Origin of the sequence: Streptomyces showdoensis (genome assembly GCF_039535475.1) — a bacterium.
In the GTDB taxonomy this organism is placed as follows: domain Bacteria; phylum Actinomycetota; class Actinomycetes; order Streptomycetales; family Streptomycetaceae; genus Streptomyces; species Streptomyces showdoensis.
This window is the reverse complement of record NZ_BAAAXG010000026.1, coordinates 1109536-1126762: the sequence shown is the minus strand read 5'-3', so window position 1 is coordinate 1126762 and position 17227 is coordinate 1109536. Positions and strand designations below refer to the sequence as shown.

The following is a 17227-nucleotide window of genomic DNA, read 5'->3' as shown; positions in this document are numbered from 1 at the left end:
CCCGGACCCGGCCGGACCCGCCCGGACCCGGCCCGGACCCGCCCGGACCCGGCCCGGACCCGCCCCGGACCCGGCCCGGCCCGGCCTGGAACGGACGGAGAACGCGAAGGGCCCCGGTCGCGCCGTGCGACCGGGGCCCTTCGCGTGCGTCCAGGGGTCAGCGCACGTCGACGTTGTCGACCCACGAGTACGAACCGGCCGCGGCCGTCGTGCCCGCGAACCGGAGGCGCCAGCCGCCGTCGCTCCACGCGGCCCGCTTCACGGTGACGGTGCCGGTGGCGTTCGTGACGCCGGTGCCGACGGTCGACCACGTCGTGCCCGGGCCCGCCTTGCGGAACTGGAGCTCGACCTTCTGGCCCGCGAGGCCGGTCGGGGCGCCGTACTCCCAGGCCGCGCCGGACAGCTTCCCGGTGACGGTGAGGGTCTTGCCGCGGGTGAGGGGCTGCGGGGTGGCGGTGATGGTGAGGGAGGTGGCGCGCTGGACGGCGACGCCGCCGGGGACGCCGCCGTAGAACTGGGCCGTCCGGTCGGCCGAGTGGGCCCAGACGGCCACGGACCAGGTGCCGGCCAGCTTGTCGAGCCCGGGTCCGGTGGTGCCGAAGCCGAGCTGGGCGACGCAGTCGTGGACGGGGCTCGCCACCCGCCGGGTGCAGGAGGCGGGGGCGGCCGTCGCGCCGTCCGGGTTGTCGAAGGCGCCGTGGTACAGGACGACGCCCGCCGTCTCCACGCCCGAGGGGGACGAGACGGTGAAGCGGGCCGGGAACGTGCCCTCGACGGGCTGCGGGGCGACGACCGGGCGTCCGCCGTTCACGGTCACGCCGCTGACCGGGACGGAGCCGATCCGCAGCGGCTGCTGCGCCGCGGGGCCGCCGAAGGCCCGGGTGATCGTCTGCCGGACGGTGCCGCCGCCGTTGTCCTGCCCGCTGATCCGCAGGGAGACGAAGCCCGCGCCCGCGGGCACGTCGACCGTGGCCGTGCCGGAGGCGCCCTCGGCGGTGAGTGGGGCGGTGCGCCAGGTCGCGCCGTCGTCGGTGGAGTACTCGACCGAGGTGAGGGTGGCGGCGTACGAGGCCTGCCGGTTGGCCAGGGAGACCGTGACGGAGGCCGGTCCGGCCGCCGCGCGGTTGCGGAGGTCGAGGCCGGGGACGTCGACGCGGGCCTCGATGACCGGGAGCGCGAAGGTGTTGTAGAGGCCGAGCATGCTGCTGGAGAGCAGCCAGTCGGTCTCGATGCGCGGGGACAGCCGGCTCTGCGCCCCGGTGCGGGTGAGGGTGTGGTGGATGCCGTAGGTGGCGTGCTGGTTCACGGGCAGGGAGTACTGCTCGTGGGAGGCCAGCGTGCCCGAGCGGCCCAGCTCCTGCCCCTCGGCGGTGACCCGGTAGCTGTGCGTCGCGTGGAAGTCGGTGCCGGTCTCGCCGGACGGCCCGGCCAGCTGGCGCTCCTGCAGGACGAGGGTGCCGCGGCGCCAGGTCGAGGCGGAGCGGCCGCCCGCGTTGAGGGTGAAGGGCGCCTGGCCGAAGGCCTCGGCGGGCAGCGCCTGCCCCTTCGGACCGTTCAGCGGCGGCAGGTTCGTCTGCAGGCCCGACCGCGACAGCAGTCGCTCGAAGGTGATGCCGGGGGTGAGGTAGTGCGTGAAGGGCGCCCCGGCGGGGACCGTGCCCGACGCGAAGGTCCCGCTGCTCTCGCCGAGCGACGGGTACACCGCGAGGTTCGCGGTGAGCCCCGCGCCGTCCACCTTGACGGTGGTGCGCGTACGGGTCAGGTCGGCGGTGCGCACCTGGGCGACCGGGTTGGCCGGGACGCCGTTCGTGAAGCGGTGGACGAGGTCGTAGCGGTACGGGGTGGGCCGGCTGCCGGTGGAGCCCTTGCGGCCCAGCACCTCGTGCACCGAGAGCGTGACGCCCGGCAGGGACAGCGGGGTCACGTACACCTGCTCGCCCCAGCCGCCCACGGATCCGGCGATGCTCCCGCCGGGGAGGGTGAACCAGATGTCGGCGGACTGGCGGACCGCGCTCGGGTCGTCGACGCCGATGCGGGTCGGCTTGGCGAGCCGGGCGTCCAGGGTCACGGTCAGCGGGGCGGCGCCGACCGTGAAGGTCTTCGACAGGAGGTGGCTGTCCTGCTGCCAGTTGGCGTAGAGCCCGATGGTCAGGTAGTCACCCGGCGGCAGGGAGACGGTGCCGTAGTCGTCCCACTGCTCCTCTTTCACGTCGTAGTACTGCCAGGTCCGGCGGTTCCAGACGTGGATGAGCCCGCCGAAGTGGTTCGCGTTGACCAGGTCGATCTTCACCCGCTGGTTCGCGACGGCGGCGCGGGACGTGCGGGCGGGCGCCTCCGTGCCGCCGCCCAGGACCGTGGTCGCCGTGCCGCGGGCCGGGCCGTCCGCGGTCGGCGTCACCTCGGTCCTGCCGTGCACGGAGGAGAAGCGGTACGAGCCCGGGGCCGCCCCGTCCGGCCCGGTCACCCGCAGCCCGCCGGCGGCGTCGAGCGTGGCCCGGTCGCCGTTGGCGAGCTGCGCCGAACGCGGTGCCGGGCCGGCCTCCGCCACGGGCGCCGACGCGGCCGGCCCGCCCTCTTCCGCCCCGGCCGGGGCCGCGAGCAGCGCGGTGGCCGCCATGGTCCCGCACATCACTCCGGCGACCGCTGTCCATCTCTTCGTACGGCTCGTACGACGCACCCGCGTCCCCCCACACCCCACTCGTCACTGCTGTAGCACAGGCAAGACACGTGAGGGGGCGAAAGGTTGTACGGATCCCCGCACGGGTTCCGTACGGGTTCCGTGCGGGGTTCCGTACGGAACCAGCGGGTTCAGCGCGGGTCGGACGGCGCGCCGGGCGGTGTGACGGGGCGGAGCACCGTGAGGGAGTCCTCGCGGCGGGCCAGCAGCGCGAAGGGGAACCGGTCGACCTCCAGGCAGAGCTCGACGTCGTCCGGGTGGAAGCCGCTCCGCAGCCCGGCGGCGAGCTCCGCCGCGGCGCGGGAGGTCCGCGCGCGGTGGAGGTACGGGGCCGCCTCGACCTCGTCCCCGGCCGTGCGCCGCCCGATGTACTCGGCGCAGGCCAGGTCCTCGTCGGCCCGGCCGCCCTCGCCGGTGACGACGAAGGTCACCGGACCCGGGGCCCCGCTCCGCAGGAGGCTCGCGGTGGGGCCGGCCACCACGAAGCTCGCGCAGAGGACGAGCGGGGCGTCGGCGACGGCCAGCGCCCCCACCGTGCCCGCCGTCGTCTTCTGCACCAGCGTGCGGCCGGTGAAGTCGCGGGACCGGAGCAGGCCGGGCGAGTTCACCGCGTCGAAGCCCGCCGCCGGGGGCCCGTCCTTCAGGGCCAGCCAGCCGGGGTGACGTTCCTTCAGGGCGAGCGCCTCGCCCTCGGTCGGAGCGAGGACGATCCGTTCGGCGCCGCGCGAGAAGGCCCAGGCGGCCGTGGTGAAGGCGCGCATGACGTCGATGACGACCGCGACGCGGGGGACACCGGTCAACTCCGGTATGCCGACGAAGTGATGATCCATCGCGTCATTCTGGCGGGCGCGCCGGCCTTCCGGCGGGCTTGCGGGCGGAATCAGGCCGGGAACCTGCGTCCCACCCACCGCCACACGAACTCCAGCACCGCCGCCCCCGCCGCCGCGATCGCGACCGCCGTCCACGGCATCGTCACGCCGACCAGCTTCAGGGCGAAGAAGTCCTGGAGCCAGGGGACGACGAGGACGAGCAGGAAGGCGCCGCCCATCGCGGCCACCAGGGCGATCCGCCACCAGGTGTAGGGGCGGGCGATGATCGCGAGCACCCACATCGAGACCAGGAACAGGGTGAGGGTGGCCGCGCTGGTCTCGGCGTCGAGGGCGTCGGGGCCGGTGTAGTAGTGGCGGGCCAGGAGGTACGTGGTGAAGGTGGCGGCGCCCGCGATGACGCCGGCCGGGATCGCGTACCGCATCACCCTGCGGACGAAGTGGGGCTTGGCGCGCTCCTTGTTGGGGGCGAGGGCCAGGAAGAACGCGGGGACGCCGATGGTCAGCGTGGACAGCAGGGTCAGGTGCCGGGGCAGGAACGGGTACTCGACCTGGGAGCAGACCACCAGGATCGCGAGGAGCACCGAGTAGACGGTCTTCGTGAGGAAGAGCGTCGCGACCCGGGTGATGTTGCCGATGACCCGGCGGCCCTCGGCGACCACCGACGGGAGGGTGGAGAAGGAGTTGTTGAGGAGGACGATCTGGGCGACCGCCCGGGTGGCCTCGGAGCCGGAGCCCATGGAGACGCCGATGTCGGCGTCCTTGAGGGCGAGGACGTCGTTGACGCCGTCGCCGGTCATGGCGACGGTGTGACCGCGGGACTGGAGGGCGGCGACCATGTCGCGCTTCTGCTGCGGGGTGACGCGGCCGAAGACGGCGTTGTCGTCGAGGACCTCCGCCATGGCCTCCGGCTCGGCGGGCAGGGTGCGGGCGTCGACGGTGTTCGCGGCGCCGGGCAGGCCCAGCTTGCCGGCGACGGCGCCGACGGAGACCGCGTTGTCGCCGGAGATGACCTTGGCGGCGACGTTCTGGTCGGCGAAGTAGGCGAGGGTGTCGGCGGCGTCGGGCCGCAGCCGCTGTTCGAGGACGACGAGGGCGGTGGCGCGGGCGCCCCGGGCGACCTCGGGGGAGTCGAGCTCGGCGGCGGCGCGGGCGAGCAGCAGGACCCGCAGGCCCTGCTCGTTGAGCCGGTCGACCTCGCCGAGGGACGGGTCGCCGGGCGGGAGCAGCACGTCGGGGGCGCCGAGCAGCCAGGTGGAGTTCTCGCCGTCGCCCTCGCTGAAGGCGGCCCCGCTGTACTTGCGGGCGGAGGAGAAGGGCAGCGACTCGGTGCAGCGCCAGTCCACCGTGTCCGGGTAGGCGTCGATGATGGCCTGGAGGGAGGCGTTGGGGCGCGGGTCGGACTCGCCGAGGGCGCCGAGCACCCTGCGTACGTAGCTCTCGTCGGCCCCGTCGAGGAGCCGCAGGTCGGTGACGTCCATGCCGCCCTCGGTGAGGGTGCCGGTCTTGTCGAGGCAGACGACGTCGACCCGGGCGAGGCCCTCGATGGCGGGGAGCTCCTGCACCAGGCACTGCTTGCGGCCGAGCCGGATCACGCCGATGGCGAAGGCGACGGAGGTGAGCAGCACCAGGCCCTCGGGGATCATCGGGACGATGCCGCCGACCGTGCGGGCGATCGACTCCTTGACGTCGTTGTCCTTGACGACGAGCTGGCTGATGATCAGCCCGATGGCGGTGGGGATCATCATCCACGTCACGTACTTGAGGATCGTGGAGATGCCGGTGCGCAGCTCGGAGTGGACCAGGGTGAAGCGGGAGGCCTCCTCGGCGAGCTGGGCGGCGTAGGCCTCGCGGCCGACCTTGGTGGCGGTGAAGGCGCCGCCGCCGGCGACGACGAAGGAGCCGGACATCATCCGGTCGCCGGGCTTCTTCACGACGGGGTCGGCCTCGCCGGTGAGCAGGGACTCGTCGACCTCCAGGCTGTCGGCCTCGGCGACCTCGCCGTCGACCACCACCTTGTCGCCGGGGCCGAGCTCGATGAGGTCGCCGAGGACGATCTCGGAGGTCGAGATCTCGGTGGCGGCGCCGTCGCGGCGGACGGTGGGTTTGGCCTCGCCGATGACGGCGAGGCCGTCGAGGGTCTTCTTGGCGCGGAGCTCCTGGACGATGCCGATGCCGGTGTTGGCGATGATCACGAAGCCGAAGAGGCTGTCCTGGATCGGCGCGACGAAGAGCATGATCACCCACAGCACGCCGATGATCGCGTTGAAGCGGGTGAAGACGTTGCCGCGGACGATGTCGGCGGTGGAGCGGGAGCTGCGCAGCGGGACGTCGTTGACCTCGCCCCGGGCGACCCGCTCGGCGACCTCGGCGGTGGTCAGGCCCGAGGGGCGGTGCACGACGGGTGGTCCCGCCGCCGGTCCCGTGCCCCCGCCGTCGGTGTCGATCTTCGCCCGCTGAGTCATGTTTTCGACGGTACGGCGGGAAAGGGGCGCACACCTGCCGAGAAGTCCGAAGATCAGACCGGGGGAGGAGGGGAATGGTCCCCTGGGATTACGTGGGGCACCCAGGGCCACGGGTCCCCAGGGCTAGGGGTCCCTGGGGCTGCGGGGCTGCGGGGCTGCGGGGCTACGGGGCGGGGTGCGCGTCCGGTCCGGTCGCCGCCTGCGCGGCCGCGTGGCGCTTGATCGCCGCGTCGCGCTTGCGCACGTACCAGATGCCGATCAGGCCGAGGCCCGCGCCGGCCAGGCAGGTCCACACCCACCAGGCGAGGTCCCGGTCGTCGAACCAGCCGTAGAAGGGGACCTGGACGAGGAACAGGACGAACCAGAGGATCGTGCCGCCCGTGATGGTGGCGACGACCGGGCCCTCAAGGGGTTCGGGTGCCTCGTGCTTCGGTGTCCACTTCGCCATGGGGCTCAGTCTAGGCGGCCCGATTTCGTATCTACGCGCGGAGATGGACGCTCGCTCGTTCATGTGTTCATACTGAAACGGTTTGCCTCTGGCGGGTTCCCTTCGTATGAACCGCCAAAAAGGACTTCTCTGAACCTCCGAAGAGGAACCCCCATGAGCACCACGGCCCCCGCCAAGGCCATGCCCCCGGAGAGCCCCCAAGGGCCCGTCTCCGGTCTCGACCGCTACTTCAAGATCTCCGAGCGCGGCTCCACCGTCGCCCGCGAGGTCCGCGGCGGCTTCGCCACCTTCTTCGCGATGGCGTACATCATCGTGCTGAACCCGATCATCCTGGGCAGCGCGAAGGACATGTACGGCCACCAGCTCGACGGCGGCCAGCTGGTCACCGCGACGGTGCTCACCGCCGCGTTCACGACCCTGCTGATGGGCGTCATCGGCAACGTGCCGATCGCCCTGGCCGCCGGTCTCGGCGTCAACACGGTCGTCGCGCTCCAGCTCGCGCCGAAGATGTCCTGGCCGGACGCGATGGGCATGGTCGTGCTCGCCGGTCTGGTCGTGATGCTGCTGGTCGCCACGGGTCTGCGCGAGCGCGTCATGAACGCCGTACCGCTCGGCCTGCGCAAGGGCATCGCGATCGGCATCGGCCTCTTCATCATGCTCATCGGTCTGGTCGACTCGGGCTTCGTCTCCCGGATCCCGGACGCCGCGCACACCACCGTGCCGCTCCAGCTCGGCACCGGCGGTCACCTCACCGGCTGGCCGGTGCTGGTCTTCATCCTGGGCACCCTGCTGACCCTGGCCCTGATCATCCGCAAGGTGCCGGGCGCGATCCTGATCTCGATCGTCGTCATGACGCTGGTCGCCATGGTGATCAACGCCGTCGCCGACATCCCGTCCTGGGGCCTGACCACCCCGGAGTGGCCGGGCAACCCGGTCGCCTCGCCGGACTTCGGCCTGGTCGGCCAGGTCAGCCTCTTCGGCGGCTTCTCCAAGGTCGGCGTCCTGACCGGCGTCCTCTTCGTCTTCACCGTCCTGCTGTCCTGCTTCTTCGACGCCATGGGCACGATCCTCGGCGTCGGCGACGAGGCCAAGCTGACGGACGCGGACGGCAACTTCCCCGGCATCAACAAGGTCCTGCTGGTCGACGGCCTCGCCGTCGCCTCCGGCGGTGCCACCTCCTCCTCCGCCACCACCTGCTTCGTGGAGTCCACGGCGGGCGTCGGCGAGGGCGCGCGCACGGGTCTGGCCTCGGTGGTGACCGGTGCGCTGTTCTCGGTCGCGCTGTTCCTCACGCCGCTGGCGACGATGGTCCCCTCGCAGGCGGCCACCCCCGCCCTGCTGGCGGTGGGCTTCCTGATCCTGGCCGGGTCGATCAAGGAGATCGACTGGAGCGACTACACGATCGCCGTTCCGGCCTTCCTGGCCATGGTGATGATGCCGTTCACGTACTCGATCACCAACGGCATCGGCATCGGCTTCATCACGTTCAGCGTGCTGCGTCTGGCGGCCGGCCGGGGCCGCGAGGTCCCGGTGGCCATGTACGTCGTGTCGGCTGTCTTCGTCTTCTACTACGCGATGCCGGCACTCGGCCTGATGTGAGGCGCGCGGGGGGCGGCCGGCGCGGCCGCCTCCTCGTGCCCCGCCTGCTTCCCGTAGAACTTCTCGGTCTCGTCGACGGCGGTCTTGAACCGTTCGTCGAAATCCTCGCGAATGAGCGTCCGGACGACATAGTCCTGGACGCTCATTCCGCGTCTGGCGGCGTGCCCGCGGAGCCGTTCGAGCAGCTCTCCGTCGAGGCGCAGGCTGAACACGGTCGATTCCATGCCCGTCAGGGTCGCGCCACGGAAGGCCTCCGTGCGTCACTTTCCGGATCGCTCTCACTCGTTCGGGTGACAGTTGGCGGCTACACGTTTTCGATTGGTCTTTAGGAAGAGTAATGAGTTACGCTAAGGACTATGCCTGATCTGTCCCACGGCACCGCCGACGACGCCGCGGCCGTGAACGCGCTCCGCAGTTCCGTGATGCGGTTGAGCCGACGCCTGAAGCACCAGCGCGTCGACGAGTCGCTGAGCCCCACCGAGATGTCGGTGCTCGGCACCCTGTCGCTCTGCGGCTCGGCCACCCCCGGTGAGCTGGCCCGCAAGGAGCACGTCCAGCCGCCGTCGATGACCCGCATCGTCGCGCTGCTCGAAGCCAAGGGACTGGTCCGGCTGGAGCCGCACCCCGACGACCGCCGGCAGAAGGTGGTCCGCCAGACCGAGCAGGCCGAGGCCATGCTCGACGAGTCCCGCCGCAAGCGGAACGCCTGGCTGGCCTCCCTCGCCGAGGGTCTGGACGAGGACGAATGGGCCAAGCTGCGCGCGGCCGCCCCGGTCCTGGAGAAGCTCGCCCATCTCTGACCCCGCAGCCGAGGAGGCGACGCACTTTGAGTACGGGACCCGGAGCAGACTCCGCACCCGTCCATAAACCCACCCTCAAGACCCGTGGGCGGGGGGAAACCTTCTCCTCGCTCAGAATCCGGAACTACCGGCTGTTCTTCACCGGAGCGATCGTCTCCAACACCGGTACGTGGATGGCCCGGATCACCCAGGACTGGCTGGTGCTGAGCCTCACCGGCTCCGCCGCCGCCGTCGGCATCACGACGGCCCTGCAGTTCCTGCCGATGCTGCTGTTCGGGCTGTACGGCGGCGTCATCGCCGACCGCTACCCCAAGCGGCGCCTCCTCCTCGTCAGCCAGGCCGCGCTCGGCCTGTGCGGACTGACCCTGGCGGTCCTGACGCTCTCCGGCTCCATCCAGGTCTGGCACGTCTACCTGGTCGCCTTCCTGCTCGGCATGGTCACCGTGGTCGACAACCCGGCCCGGCAGTCCTTCGTCTCCGAGATGGTCGGCCCCGGACAGCTGCGCAACGCGGTCTCGCTGAACTCGGCGAACTTCCAGTCCGCCCGGCTCGTCGGCCCCGCCGTCGCGGGCCTGATGATCGCGTCGATCGGCAGCGGCTGGGCCTTCCTGATCAACGGCCTGTCCTTCCTCGCCCCGATCGTCGGCCTGCTGTTGATGCGGACCGGCGAGCTCCACAAGGTGGAGCGCGCCCCGCGCGGCAAGGGCCAGCTGCGGGAGGGCCTGCGCTACGTCGCCGGCCGCCCGGACCTGATCTGGCCGATCGTCCTCGTCGGCTTCATCGGCACGTTCGGGTTCAACTTCCCGATCTGGCTGACCGCCTTCTCCGAGGAGGTCTTCCACGTCGGCGCCGGTACGTACGGCTTCCTCAACACCCTGATGGCGGCCGGGTCCCTCGCGGGCGCGCTGCTCGCGGCGCGGCGGGGCTCGACCCGGCTGCGGATGCTGGTCGTCGCGGCGGGCGTCTTCGGCGCGCTGGAGATCGCGGCCGCGCTGTCGCCGGCGTTCTGGCTGTTCGCGCTGCTGCTGGTGCCGATCGGCGCGATCGGCCTGACGGTCAACATCAGCGCGAACTCGGCGGTCCAGATGGCGACGGACCCGGCGATGCGGGGCCGGGTGATGAGCCTCTACATGATGGTCTTCGCCGGCGGCACCCCGATCGGCGCGCCGCTGCTGGGCTGGGTCACCGACACGTACGGTGCCCGCGTCGGCTTCGCGACAGGCGGCCTGGTCTCGCTGACCGCGGCGGCCGTCATCGGCCTGGTCCTGGCCCGGGTCGGCCGTCTGAAGCTCGCCCTGGGCTGGCACCACGGCCACCCCCAGGTCCGCTTCGTCCCGCGCGAGCGGCTGGCGACGGCGGCGTGATGCGAATGGCGGCGTGAGGAGAGGGACTGCGCGACCCGAAGGATCGCGTGATCCGAAGGACGGCGTGAGCAGAGGGGGCGGGCCCGTGTGGGCCCGCCCCCTCTCGGGTGTCACACCCGCCGCTCCAGCACCTGCCCCGGCCAGTCCCCGACGGTGAACGTCTCCGTCCGGGTGAACCCCTGGCCCTCGTAGTACGCGACGAGCCGCCCCTCGCTCCCCGCGAAGCAGTCCACCCGCAGCAGCGAGATCCCCTGCCGCCGGGTCTCCTCGGCCGCGTGCGCGAGCAGCGCCGCGCCGACGCCGAGGCCGTGGAAGCGGGCGTCGGTGGCGAGGAAGCGGACGTACGACTCCGGCTCCCCGGCGGGTTCCACGTAGGCGCCGGGGTGCGGGGTCAGGGTCAGCGTCCCGGCCGGCACCCCGTCGACCTCGGCCATCCACGGGACCCCCTCGGCGGCGACCCGCTCGACCAGTTCCACCGTCTTCGGCCGCGCGCTGAACGGCTCGGTGCCCCACTGTGCGGTGATGCCCCTGCCGTTGAGCCAGCCGACGGCGCTGTCGAGGACGGCGAGCATCGCGGGGACGTCCGCTGCCCCGCCCTTCCTGATCGTGATCACGTTGTCCATCCGGCAGAGGCTAGTCCGCGGCCTCCGGTCCGCGCCCCCGCCCTGCCACACTCACCGTATGAGGCTTTTCGCCGCCGTCCTGCCGCCGCCCGCGCAGCTCGCCGAGCTCGCCCACGAGGTCGACCGGCTCGCCCACCTGCCCGGTGCCGGGCGGCTGCGCTGGACCTCGCGGCCCGGCTGGCACTTCACCCTCGCGTTCATGGGGGAGGTCGACGAGGCGCTGCTGCCGGACCTGCGCGCCCGCCTCGGCCGGGCCGCCCACCGCTCGGCGCCCTTCCCGCTCCGGTTGCACGGGGGCGGGCGCTTCGGGCGTGCGGTGCTCTGGACGGGCGCGGCGGGCGACCTCGACGACCTGCGGCTGCTGGCCGAGCGGGCGGACGCGGCCGCCCGGCGGGCGGGCGTCGCGATGGACGAGCACCGCCGCTACCAGGCCCATCTCACGGTCGCCCGCTCCCGCACGGACCTGGACCTGCGGCCCTTCGTCACCGCCCTGGACGCCTTCGAGGGGACCCGCTGGGAGGTCGCGGAGCTGGCGCTGGTGCGCAGCAACCTGCCCGGCGGCGGCACCCCCGGGGAACGGCCGCGGTACGAGACGGTCACCACATGGCCCCTGGGCGGCGCGGGGGCGGGGGACCGGCCGGGTTAGTCTCGGAGGGTGGACCCGAAGACCCGAAACCGGATCATGGCCGGCGTGCTCGTACTGATGTTCGCGATCATCGCGGTGGCGTCCGTGGTGGGCTGACCCGGCGCGGTCGCCGTGCCGCCGCGGAAGGCCCTTGCTTCGAGCGCACTCGAAGGCGTTGGCTTGACGCCCATGGAGTACACGCAGCTCGGACGCACCGGACTCAAGGTCAGCCGACTCGTCCTGGGGACGATGAACTTCGGCCCGCAGACGGACGAAGCCACCAGTCACGCCATCATGGACACCGCGCTCGACGCGGGGCTCAACTTCTTCGACACCGCCAACGTCTACGGCTGGGGTGACGACAAGGGCCGCACCGAGGAGATCATCGGCTCCTGGTTCGCCAAGGACCCGGCCCACCGCGACAAGGTCGTCCTCGCCACCAAGGTCTACGGGAACATGGGCCCCGACGGCGCGGCCTGGCCCAACCACGACAAGCTCTCCGCGCTGAACATCCGCCGGGCCGTCGACGCCAGCCTGAAGCGGCTCGGCACGGACTACATCGACGTCTACCAGTTCCACCACGTCGACCGCCTGACCCCCTTCGAGGAGATCTGGCAGGCGATCGACGTCCTCGTGCGGCAGGGCAAGATCCTCTACGCGGGCTCGTCCAACTTCCCCGGCTACAAGATCGCCCAGGCCAACGAGACCGCCGCCCGGCGCGGCTCGGTCGGCCTGGTCAGCGAGCAGTGCCTCTACAACCTCTACGAGCGCCGCGCCGAGATGGAGGTGATCCCGGCCGCGCAGGAGTACGGCCTGGGCGTCATCCCCTGGTCGCCGCTGCACGGCGGTCTGCTCGGCGGCGTGATCCGCAAGGAGGTCGAGGGCGGCCGGCGCGCCACCGGCCGGGCCGCCGAGGTGCTCGCCGACCCGGTGGCGCGGGCCCGTCTCCAGGCGTACGAGGACCTGCTGGCCAAGCACGGCGCGGACCCGGGCGAGACGGCCCTGGCCTGGCTGCTCACCCGGCCCGGGGTGACCGGTCCGATCATCGGCCCGCGCACCCCGGAGCAGCTCCAGGGCGCCCTGCGCGCGCTGGAGGCGGAGCTCGGCGAGGAGCTCCTGGCCGGTCTGGACGAGGTCTTCCCGGGCCCGGGTCCCTCGCCGGAGGCCTTCGCCTGGTGATCCGGGCGGCCGGGTGATCCCGGTGATCCCGGTGATTCCGGCGGCCCGGTGATCCCGGCGGCCCGGTGATCCCGGCGGCCCGGTGATTCCGGCGGCGCGGTGAGGCCGCCCGGACGGCGGGCCGCCCGGACGGCGGGCCCGCCCGGACGGCGGCCCGCCCGCCCGGTCAGGTCCCGCCCAGCCAGCTCGTCGCGTCGAGACGGGAGACGGTCCCGGGCGGGACCACCGTGCCCAGCGCCTGCTCCAGGTCGCGGACGCGGTCGGCGCCGAGCCGGTCGGCCCACTCGGCGCGCAGCGCGTCGAAGGCGGCGGCGGAGCGGGTGAGGGCGTCGATGCCGCGGGGGGTGACGCGGACCAGTTTGCGGCGGGCGTCGGCGGGGTCGTCGGTGCGTTCCGCGTAGCCGAGGGCGAGGAGGCGGTCGACCGTCTTGCCGGCGGCCTGCTTGGAGACGCCGAGGCGGCGCCCGATCTCGCTGGCGGTGGCGCCGCCGGGCCCGATGGCCTGGAGTGCGAAGCCGTGCGCCGGGCGCAGGTCGGGGTGGCCCTGCTCGGCGAGTTCGGTGTGGACGCGGTCGATGAGGGTGCGGAAGCCGGCGAAGAGGAGCATCGGCAGCATGAAGCCGGGCGGGTCGGCGGCGGCGCGCCCGGCTGTCCCGGAAACCCCCTTGCGCGAATCGACAACCTGGTTTACGTTTTCTCCATCGACATGGTCAACCATGTTGTCCATCTTAGCCGGGGGAGTCACCGTGCCGCAGGACCTGTCCAGTCGTACCGCCGGGGCCGTCGCCCTTCTCAAGGAGTCGCCGCACACCCTCGACGGCTTCCTCAAGCTCAGCGAGATCTTCGAGTCGACCACCCTCGACCCGCACTCCCGCGAGACCGTCGTCCTGACCGTCGCCGCCCGCAACCAGTGCCACCTCTGCGTCGACATGCACGAGGCGAAGTTCGCCGCTCTCGGCCCGGCCCCCGAGCGCGCGCGGCTCGACGCCGTGCGCCGCTTCACCCTCCAGGTGCTCGCCGCCTCGGGCGCGGTGTCCGACGCCGAGCTGGAGGCGTTCTTCGCCCACGGCTACACCCGTCAGAACGCCCTGGAGGTCGTCCTCGGCATAGGGACGTACACGGTCTCCACCTTCGCCAACCGCCTGACGAGAGCAGCCTGATGACCGACCGCACCACCCCCCGCAGGAACATCGCCTCCGGGTCCCCGCTCGAACCCGAGATCGGCTTCTGCCGGGCCGTCCGCAAGGGCGCGCACGTCGCCGTCGCCGGCACCGCGCCCATCGGCCCCGACGGCGGCACCGTCGGCCCGGGCGACGTCCACGCGCAGACCGTGCGCTGCCTGGACATCGCCGAGGCCGCGCTCAAGGAGGCCGGGGCCACGCTGGAGGACGTGGTCCGCACCCGCATCATGCTCACCGACGTGACGGCCTGGAAGGAAGCGGCCCGCGCCCACGGCGAACGCTTCGCGGACATACGCCCGGTGACGACCTTCGTGGAGGTCTCGCGCTTCATCGACCCGCTGTGGCTGGTGGAGATCGAGGTCGACGCGATCGTCGACGCCCCCTAGACCGTGTCCTCCGGGTCAGGCCCGGCCCCGGTAGGGGCCGCCGATCCCCCAGGCCTGGTGCAGGGCGTCCGCGAAGGCCGCCGCCAGCTTGTGCTCGCCGGTGGGGCCCGGGTGGGTGCCGTCGTAGGTGTCCATGTGGATGTCGTACGACTCCGGCACCGAGCCGAGGAGCAGTGGCGAGGCCGCCGAGTCCAGGTCCGCGACCGTCTTCGCGAGCAGCTCGTTGAAGCGGGCGCACTCGGCGGCGAAGGTCTCGTCCTTCTCGGCCCGGGTGTTCGGGATGACCGGCAGGAGCACGGCCCGGACGCGCGGGTTCGCCGCCCGGGCGGCGGCCAGGAAGGCGCGGACGTTCTCCGCGGTCTGGTCGCTGTTCGTGTAGAAGCCCAGGTCGATCAGGCCCAGCGAGATCAGCAGCACGTCCGCGCCGGTCTCCGCCACCGTCCCGCCGATCAGCGGCGCCATGTGCAGCCAGCCCTCGCCCCAGCCGGCCAGATGGCGGCGCGCCCCGGCCGGGAAGTCCGGGGCGGCGTAGGCGTGCGACACGGCCGCGTCGGCCCCGGTCTCGTACAACTCCGTGCGCGGGCCCACGATCTCGTGGGCCCCGGGCAGGACGGACTCCAGGTGCTGCCACATCCGGTAGCGCCAGGTGAAGTCGCCGGCGCGTCCGATGGTCATGCTGTCGCCGACGAACAGAAAACGCATGGCGACCATCATCACCGACCGCGGGCGGGCCCTGCGACGTGATCCCCGACACCCGGATGCCGCGGCCCCGCCGCGGCACCCATGGCAGGCTGGAGGGCATGCGACCTGCTCTGTGCGCCCTCGGAACGGCGGCCCTCGTCCTGCTCGCGGCGGTGCCCGCCGTCGCGGCGGACGCCGACCGCGACTTCACCATCGAGGACCCGCGGATCACCGAGTCCAGCGGCCTCGCCGCGAGCCGCGCGCACCCCGGCGTCTACTGGACGCACAACGACCAGGACGCCCCGCTGATCTACGGCGTCGACTCCCGCACCGGCGAGACGGTCGCCACCCTCACCATGAAGGGCGTCGGCACCCCCCGCGACATGGAGGGCATCTCCGTCGGCCCCGACGGAGACATCTACGTCGGCGACATCGGCGACAACCTCGACGGCTCCTGGGACCACGTCTGGATCTACCGCTTCCCCGAGCCGAAGGAGCTCAAGGACCAGACCGTCCGCGCCACCCAGTACGACGTGAAGTACGCCGACGGGGCCCGCAACGCCGAGGCGCTGATGGTCGATCCGAAGACCGGCCGGGTCTACATCGCCAGCAAGAACGAGGACGGCGGCGGCCTCTACCAGGGCCCCGAACGGCTCAGCACCTCCGGCACCAACGTCTTCCGCCGCATCGGCGAGGTCCCCTGGGTCACCGACGGCGCCTTCTCCCCGGCCGGCGACCGGCTCGTCCTGCGCGGCTACCTGATGGCCAGGGAGTACGCCTGGAAGGACGGCCGCCTCGGCGACGAGGGCACCTCCGTCGGCGCCCCGTTCCAGGGACAGGCCGAGTCCGTGACGTACACGCCGGACGGCTCGGCCTTCATGTTCGGCTCGGAGGGGCGGAAGAGCCGGGTCGTCCGGATCGACCGGGAAGGCGCCGGGGCCCCCGAGGAGCAGCCGACCCGGGCGCCGGGCGGCTCGCCCGACTCCCCTTCGGCCGCGGCCGAAGGGGGCGAGAAGGGCAATGTCACCCTCGGCTTCCTCGTCCTCGCCGGCGCCACCGTCCTCGTGGTCGGCATCAAGCGGCTGTTGCGCCGCGACTGACCCCCGACTGACCCCCGACGGATCCCCGACGGACCGGCCCCGGACGCGCCCGGACGCGCCGGAGGCCCGGCATCGGCCATGTCCGACGCCGGGCCCCCGTACGGAGCGTCCGCCCGTTACAGCTTCTCGATCACGTAGTCGATGCAGGCCGTCAGGGCCCGCACGTCCGCCGGGTCGATCGCCGGGAACATCGCGATGCGCAGCTGGTTGCGGCCCAGCTTGCGGTACGGCTCGGTGTCGATGATGCCGTTGGCGCGCAGCACCTTGGCGACGGCGGCGGCGTCGACCTCGTCCGCGAAGTCGATCGTGCCGATGACCTGCGAGCGCTTCGCCGGGTCGGTGACGAACGGGGTCGCGTACTTCGACTCCTCGGCCCAGCCGTACAGGACGTCCGAGGACTCCTTCGTACGGGCCACGGCCCAGTCCAGACCGCCCTGGCCGTTGATCCACTTCAGCTGCTCGTTGAGCAGGAAGAGGGTCGCGAGCGCCGGGGTGTTGTACGTCTGGTTCTTCAGCGAGTTGTCGATCGCGGTCGGCAGGCTGAAGAACTCCGGGATGTGCCGCCCCGAGGCGTGGACGCGCTGGGCGCGCTCCAGCGCGGCGGGGGAGAAGGCCGCCAGCCACAGACCGCCGTCGGCGGCGAAGGACTTCTGCGGGGCGAAGTAGTAGACGTCGGTCTCGGCGATGTCGACGGGCAGACCGCCGGCGCCGGAGGTCGCGTCGACCAGGACGAGCGCACCCTCGTCGGCGCCCGCGACCCGCTTCAGCGGGGCGGCGACACCGGTCGAGGTCTCGTTGTGGGTGTAGGCGTAGACGTCCACGCCCGCCTCGGCCACCGGCTCCGGGTGGGTGCCCGGGTCGGAGGAGATCACGGTCGGCTCGGCCAGCCACGGGGCCGCCTTCGCCGCCTTCGCGAACTTGGAGGAGAACTCGCCGAAGGTGAGGTGCTGCGACTTGTTCTCGATCAGCCCGTGGGTCGCGACGTCCCAGAAGGCGGTCGATCCGCCGTTGCCCAGGATCACCTCGTAGCCCTCGGGCAGCGAGAACAGGTCACTGATGCCGGTACGGACCTCGCCGACCAGGTTCTTCACCCGGGCCTGGCGGTGGGACGTACCGAGGTAGGAGGTGCCGGTGGCGGCCAGGGCGTCCAGCGCCTCCGTACGCACCTTGGAGGGGCCCGCGCCGAAACGGCCATCGGCGGGCTTGATGTCAGCGGGAATCTGGATATCGGCCACGAGGCGGAGCGTATCGGGTCGGCGGAGGCGGGGTTGC

17 protein-coding genes are annotated in these 17227 nt (G+C 72.4%); 8 read left to right on the top strand and 9 right to left on the bottom strand.

Annotated features, from left to right (window positions below):
- Positions 1–157 precede the first annotated feature (157 nt).
- From ABD981_RS17830 to ABD981_RS17815, 4 genes are all read right to left on the bottom strand, one after another.
- Entirely contained in the window at positions 158–2617 is a 2460-nt protein-coding gene (locus ABD981_RS17830; RefSeq protein WP_123954299.1) for a hypothetical protein, read from the bottom strand.
- A gap of 191 nt (positions 2618–2808) precedes the next feature.
- On the bottom strand, positions 2809–3507 hold the full coding sequence (locus ABD981_RS17825) for a 2-phosphosulfolactate phosphatase (RefSeq protein ID WP_046906552.1): 699 nt from the start codon (positions 3505–3507) through the stop codon (positions 2809–2811).
- A 50-nt stretch (positions 3508–3557) separates the two neighbouring features.
- Entirely contained in the window at positions 3558–5969 is a 2412-nt protein-coding gene (locus ABD981_RS17820; protein ID WP_046906553.1) for an HAD-IC family P-type ATPase, read from the bottom strand.
- Positions 5970–6132: 163 nt separating this feature from the next.
- A complete protein-coding gene (locus ABD981_RS17815; protein WP_046906554.1) occupies positions 6133–6417 on the bottom strand; it encodes a DUF2530 domain-containing protein in 285 nt (94 codons plus the stop codon).
- Positions 6418–6570: 153 nt separating this feature from the next.
- Between ABD981_RS17815 and ABD981_RS17810 the strand changes: the two genes are divergently transcribed.
- Positions 6571–8016, top strand: coding sequence for an NCS2 family permease (locus ABD981_RS17810; RefSeq protein WP_046906555.1), 1446 nt, complete (start codon positions 6571–6573; stop codon positions 8014–8016).
- Here ABD981_RS17810 and ABD981_RS17805 read toward each other — a convergent pair.
- Entirely contained in the window at positions 7986–8240 is a 255-nt protein-coding gene (locus ABD981_RS17805) for a hypothetical protein (protein WP_046906556.1), read from the bottom strand. The two genes, ABD981_RS17810 and ABD981_RS17805, sit on opposite strands and share 31 nt — an antisense overlap.
- 132 nt (positions 8241–8372) lie before the next feature.
- On the opposite strand from ABD981_RS17805, the gene ABD981_RS17800 reads away from it, so the two are divergent.
- Together ABD981_RS17800 and ABD981_RS17795 are read left to right on the top strand one after the other, a co-directional pair.
- Entirely contained in the window at positions 8373–8816 is a 444-nt protein-coding gene (locus ABD981_RS17800) for a MarR family winged helix-turn-helix transcriptional regulator (RefSeq protein ID WP_046906557.1), read from the top strand.
- Between the two features lie 26 nt (positions 8817–8842).
- Positions 8843–10180: an MFS transporter gene (locus ABD981_RS17795; protein WP_046906558.1), complete on the top strand. Its 1338-nt coding sequence runs from the start codon at positions 8843–8845 to the stop codon at positions 10178–10180.
- 110 nt (positions 10181–10290) lie between these two features.
- On the opposite strand, the gene ABD981_RS17790 is transcribed toward ABD981_RS17795, so the two are convergent.
- Positions 10291–10803 carry a GNAT family N-acetyltransferase gene (locus ABD981_RS17790; protein WP_046906559.1) on the bottom strand — a complete coding sequence of 171 codons (513 nt, stop codon included), beginning with the start codon at positions 10801–10803 and terminating at the stop codon, positions 10291–10293.
- A 58-nt stretch (positions 10804–10861) separates the two neighbouring features.
- On the opposite strand from ABD981_RS17790, the gene thpR reads away from it, so the two are divergent.
- Together thpR and ABD981_RS17780 are read left to right on the top strand one after the other, a co-directional pair.
- Complete coding sequence (thpR, locus tag ABD981_RS17785) at positions 10862–11449, top strand: RNA 2',3'-cyclic phosphodiesterase (RefSeq protein WP_046906560.1); 588 nt, start codon at positions 10862–10864, stop codon at positions 11447–11449.
- Between the two features lie 168 nt (positions 11450–11617).
- A complete protein-coding gene (locus tag ABD981_RS17780) occupies positions 11618–12607 on the top strand; it encodes an aldo/keto reductase (protein ID WP_046906561.1) in 990 nt (329 codons plus the stop codon).
- Positions 12608–12773: 166 nt separating this feature from the next.
- Here ABD981_RS17780 and ABD981_RS17775 read toward each other — a convergent pair whose 3' ends face one another.
- Positions 12774–13334, bottom strand: a complete 561-nt coding sequence (locus ABD981_RS17775) for a MarR family winged helix-turn-helix transcriptional regulator (RefSeq protein ID WP_205628124.1) — start codon at positions 13332–13334, stop codon at positions 12774–12776.
- Between ABD981_RS17775 and ABD981_RS17770 the strand changes: the two genes are divergently transcribed.
- Together ABD981_RS17770 and ABD981_RS17765 are read left to right on the top strand one after the other, a co-directional pair.
- Positions 13324–13767, top strand: a complete 444-nt coding sequence (locus ABD981_RS17770; RefSeq protein ID WP_046906563.1) for a carboxymuconolactone decarboxylase family protein — start codon at positions 13324–13326, stop codon at positions 13765–13767. The genes ABD981_RS17775 and ABD981_RS17770 overlap by 11 nt on opposite strands.
- Positions 13767–14174, top strand: a complete 408-nt coding sequence (locus ABD981_RS17765) for a RidA family protein (protein ID WP_046906564.1) — start codon at positions 13767–13769, stop codon at positions 14172–14174. Before ABD981_RS17770 ends, ABD981_RS17765 begins: the two co-directional genes overlap by 1 nt.
- A gap of 15 nt (positions 14175–14189) precedes the next feature.
- Here the strand turns inward: ABD981_RS17765 and ABD981_RS17760 are convergent, their stop codons facing one another.
- On the bottom strand, positions 14190–14876 hold the full coding sequence (locus ABD981_RS17760; protein ID WP_046906653.1) for a GDSL-type esterase/lipase family protein: 687 nt from the start codon (positions 14874–14876) through the stop codon (positions 14190–14192).
- Positions 14877–14974: 98 nt separating this feature from the next.
- Between ABD981_RS17760 and ABD981_RS17755 the strand changes: the two genes are divergently transcribed.
- Entirely contained in the window at positions 14975–15955 is a 981-nt protein-coding gene (locus tag ABD981_RS17755; protein WP_046906565.1) for a hypothetical protein, read from the top strand.
- 116 nt (positions 15956–16071) lie between these two features.
- Here the strand turns inward: ABD981_RS17755 and serC are convergent, their stop codons facing one another.
- The gene (gene serC / locus ABD981_RS17750; RefSeq protein WP_046906566.1) at positions 16072–17190 is read right to left on the bottom strand and encodes a phosphoserine transaminase; all 1119 of its coding nucleotides are present in this window, start codon (positions 17188–17190) and stop codon (positions 16072–16074) included.
- Between the last annotated feature and the right edge of the window lie 37 nt (positions 17191–17227).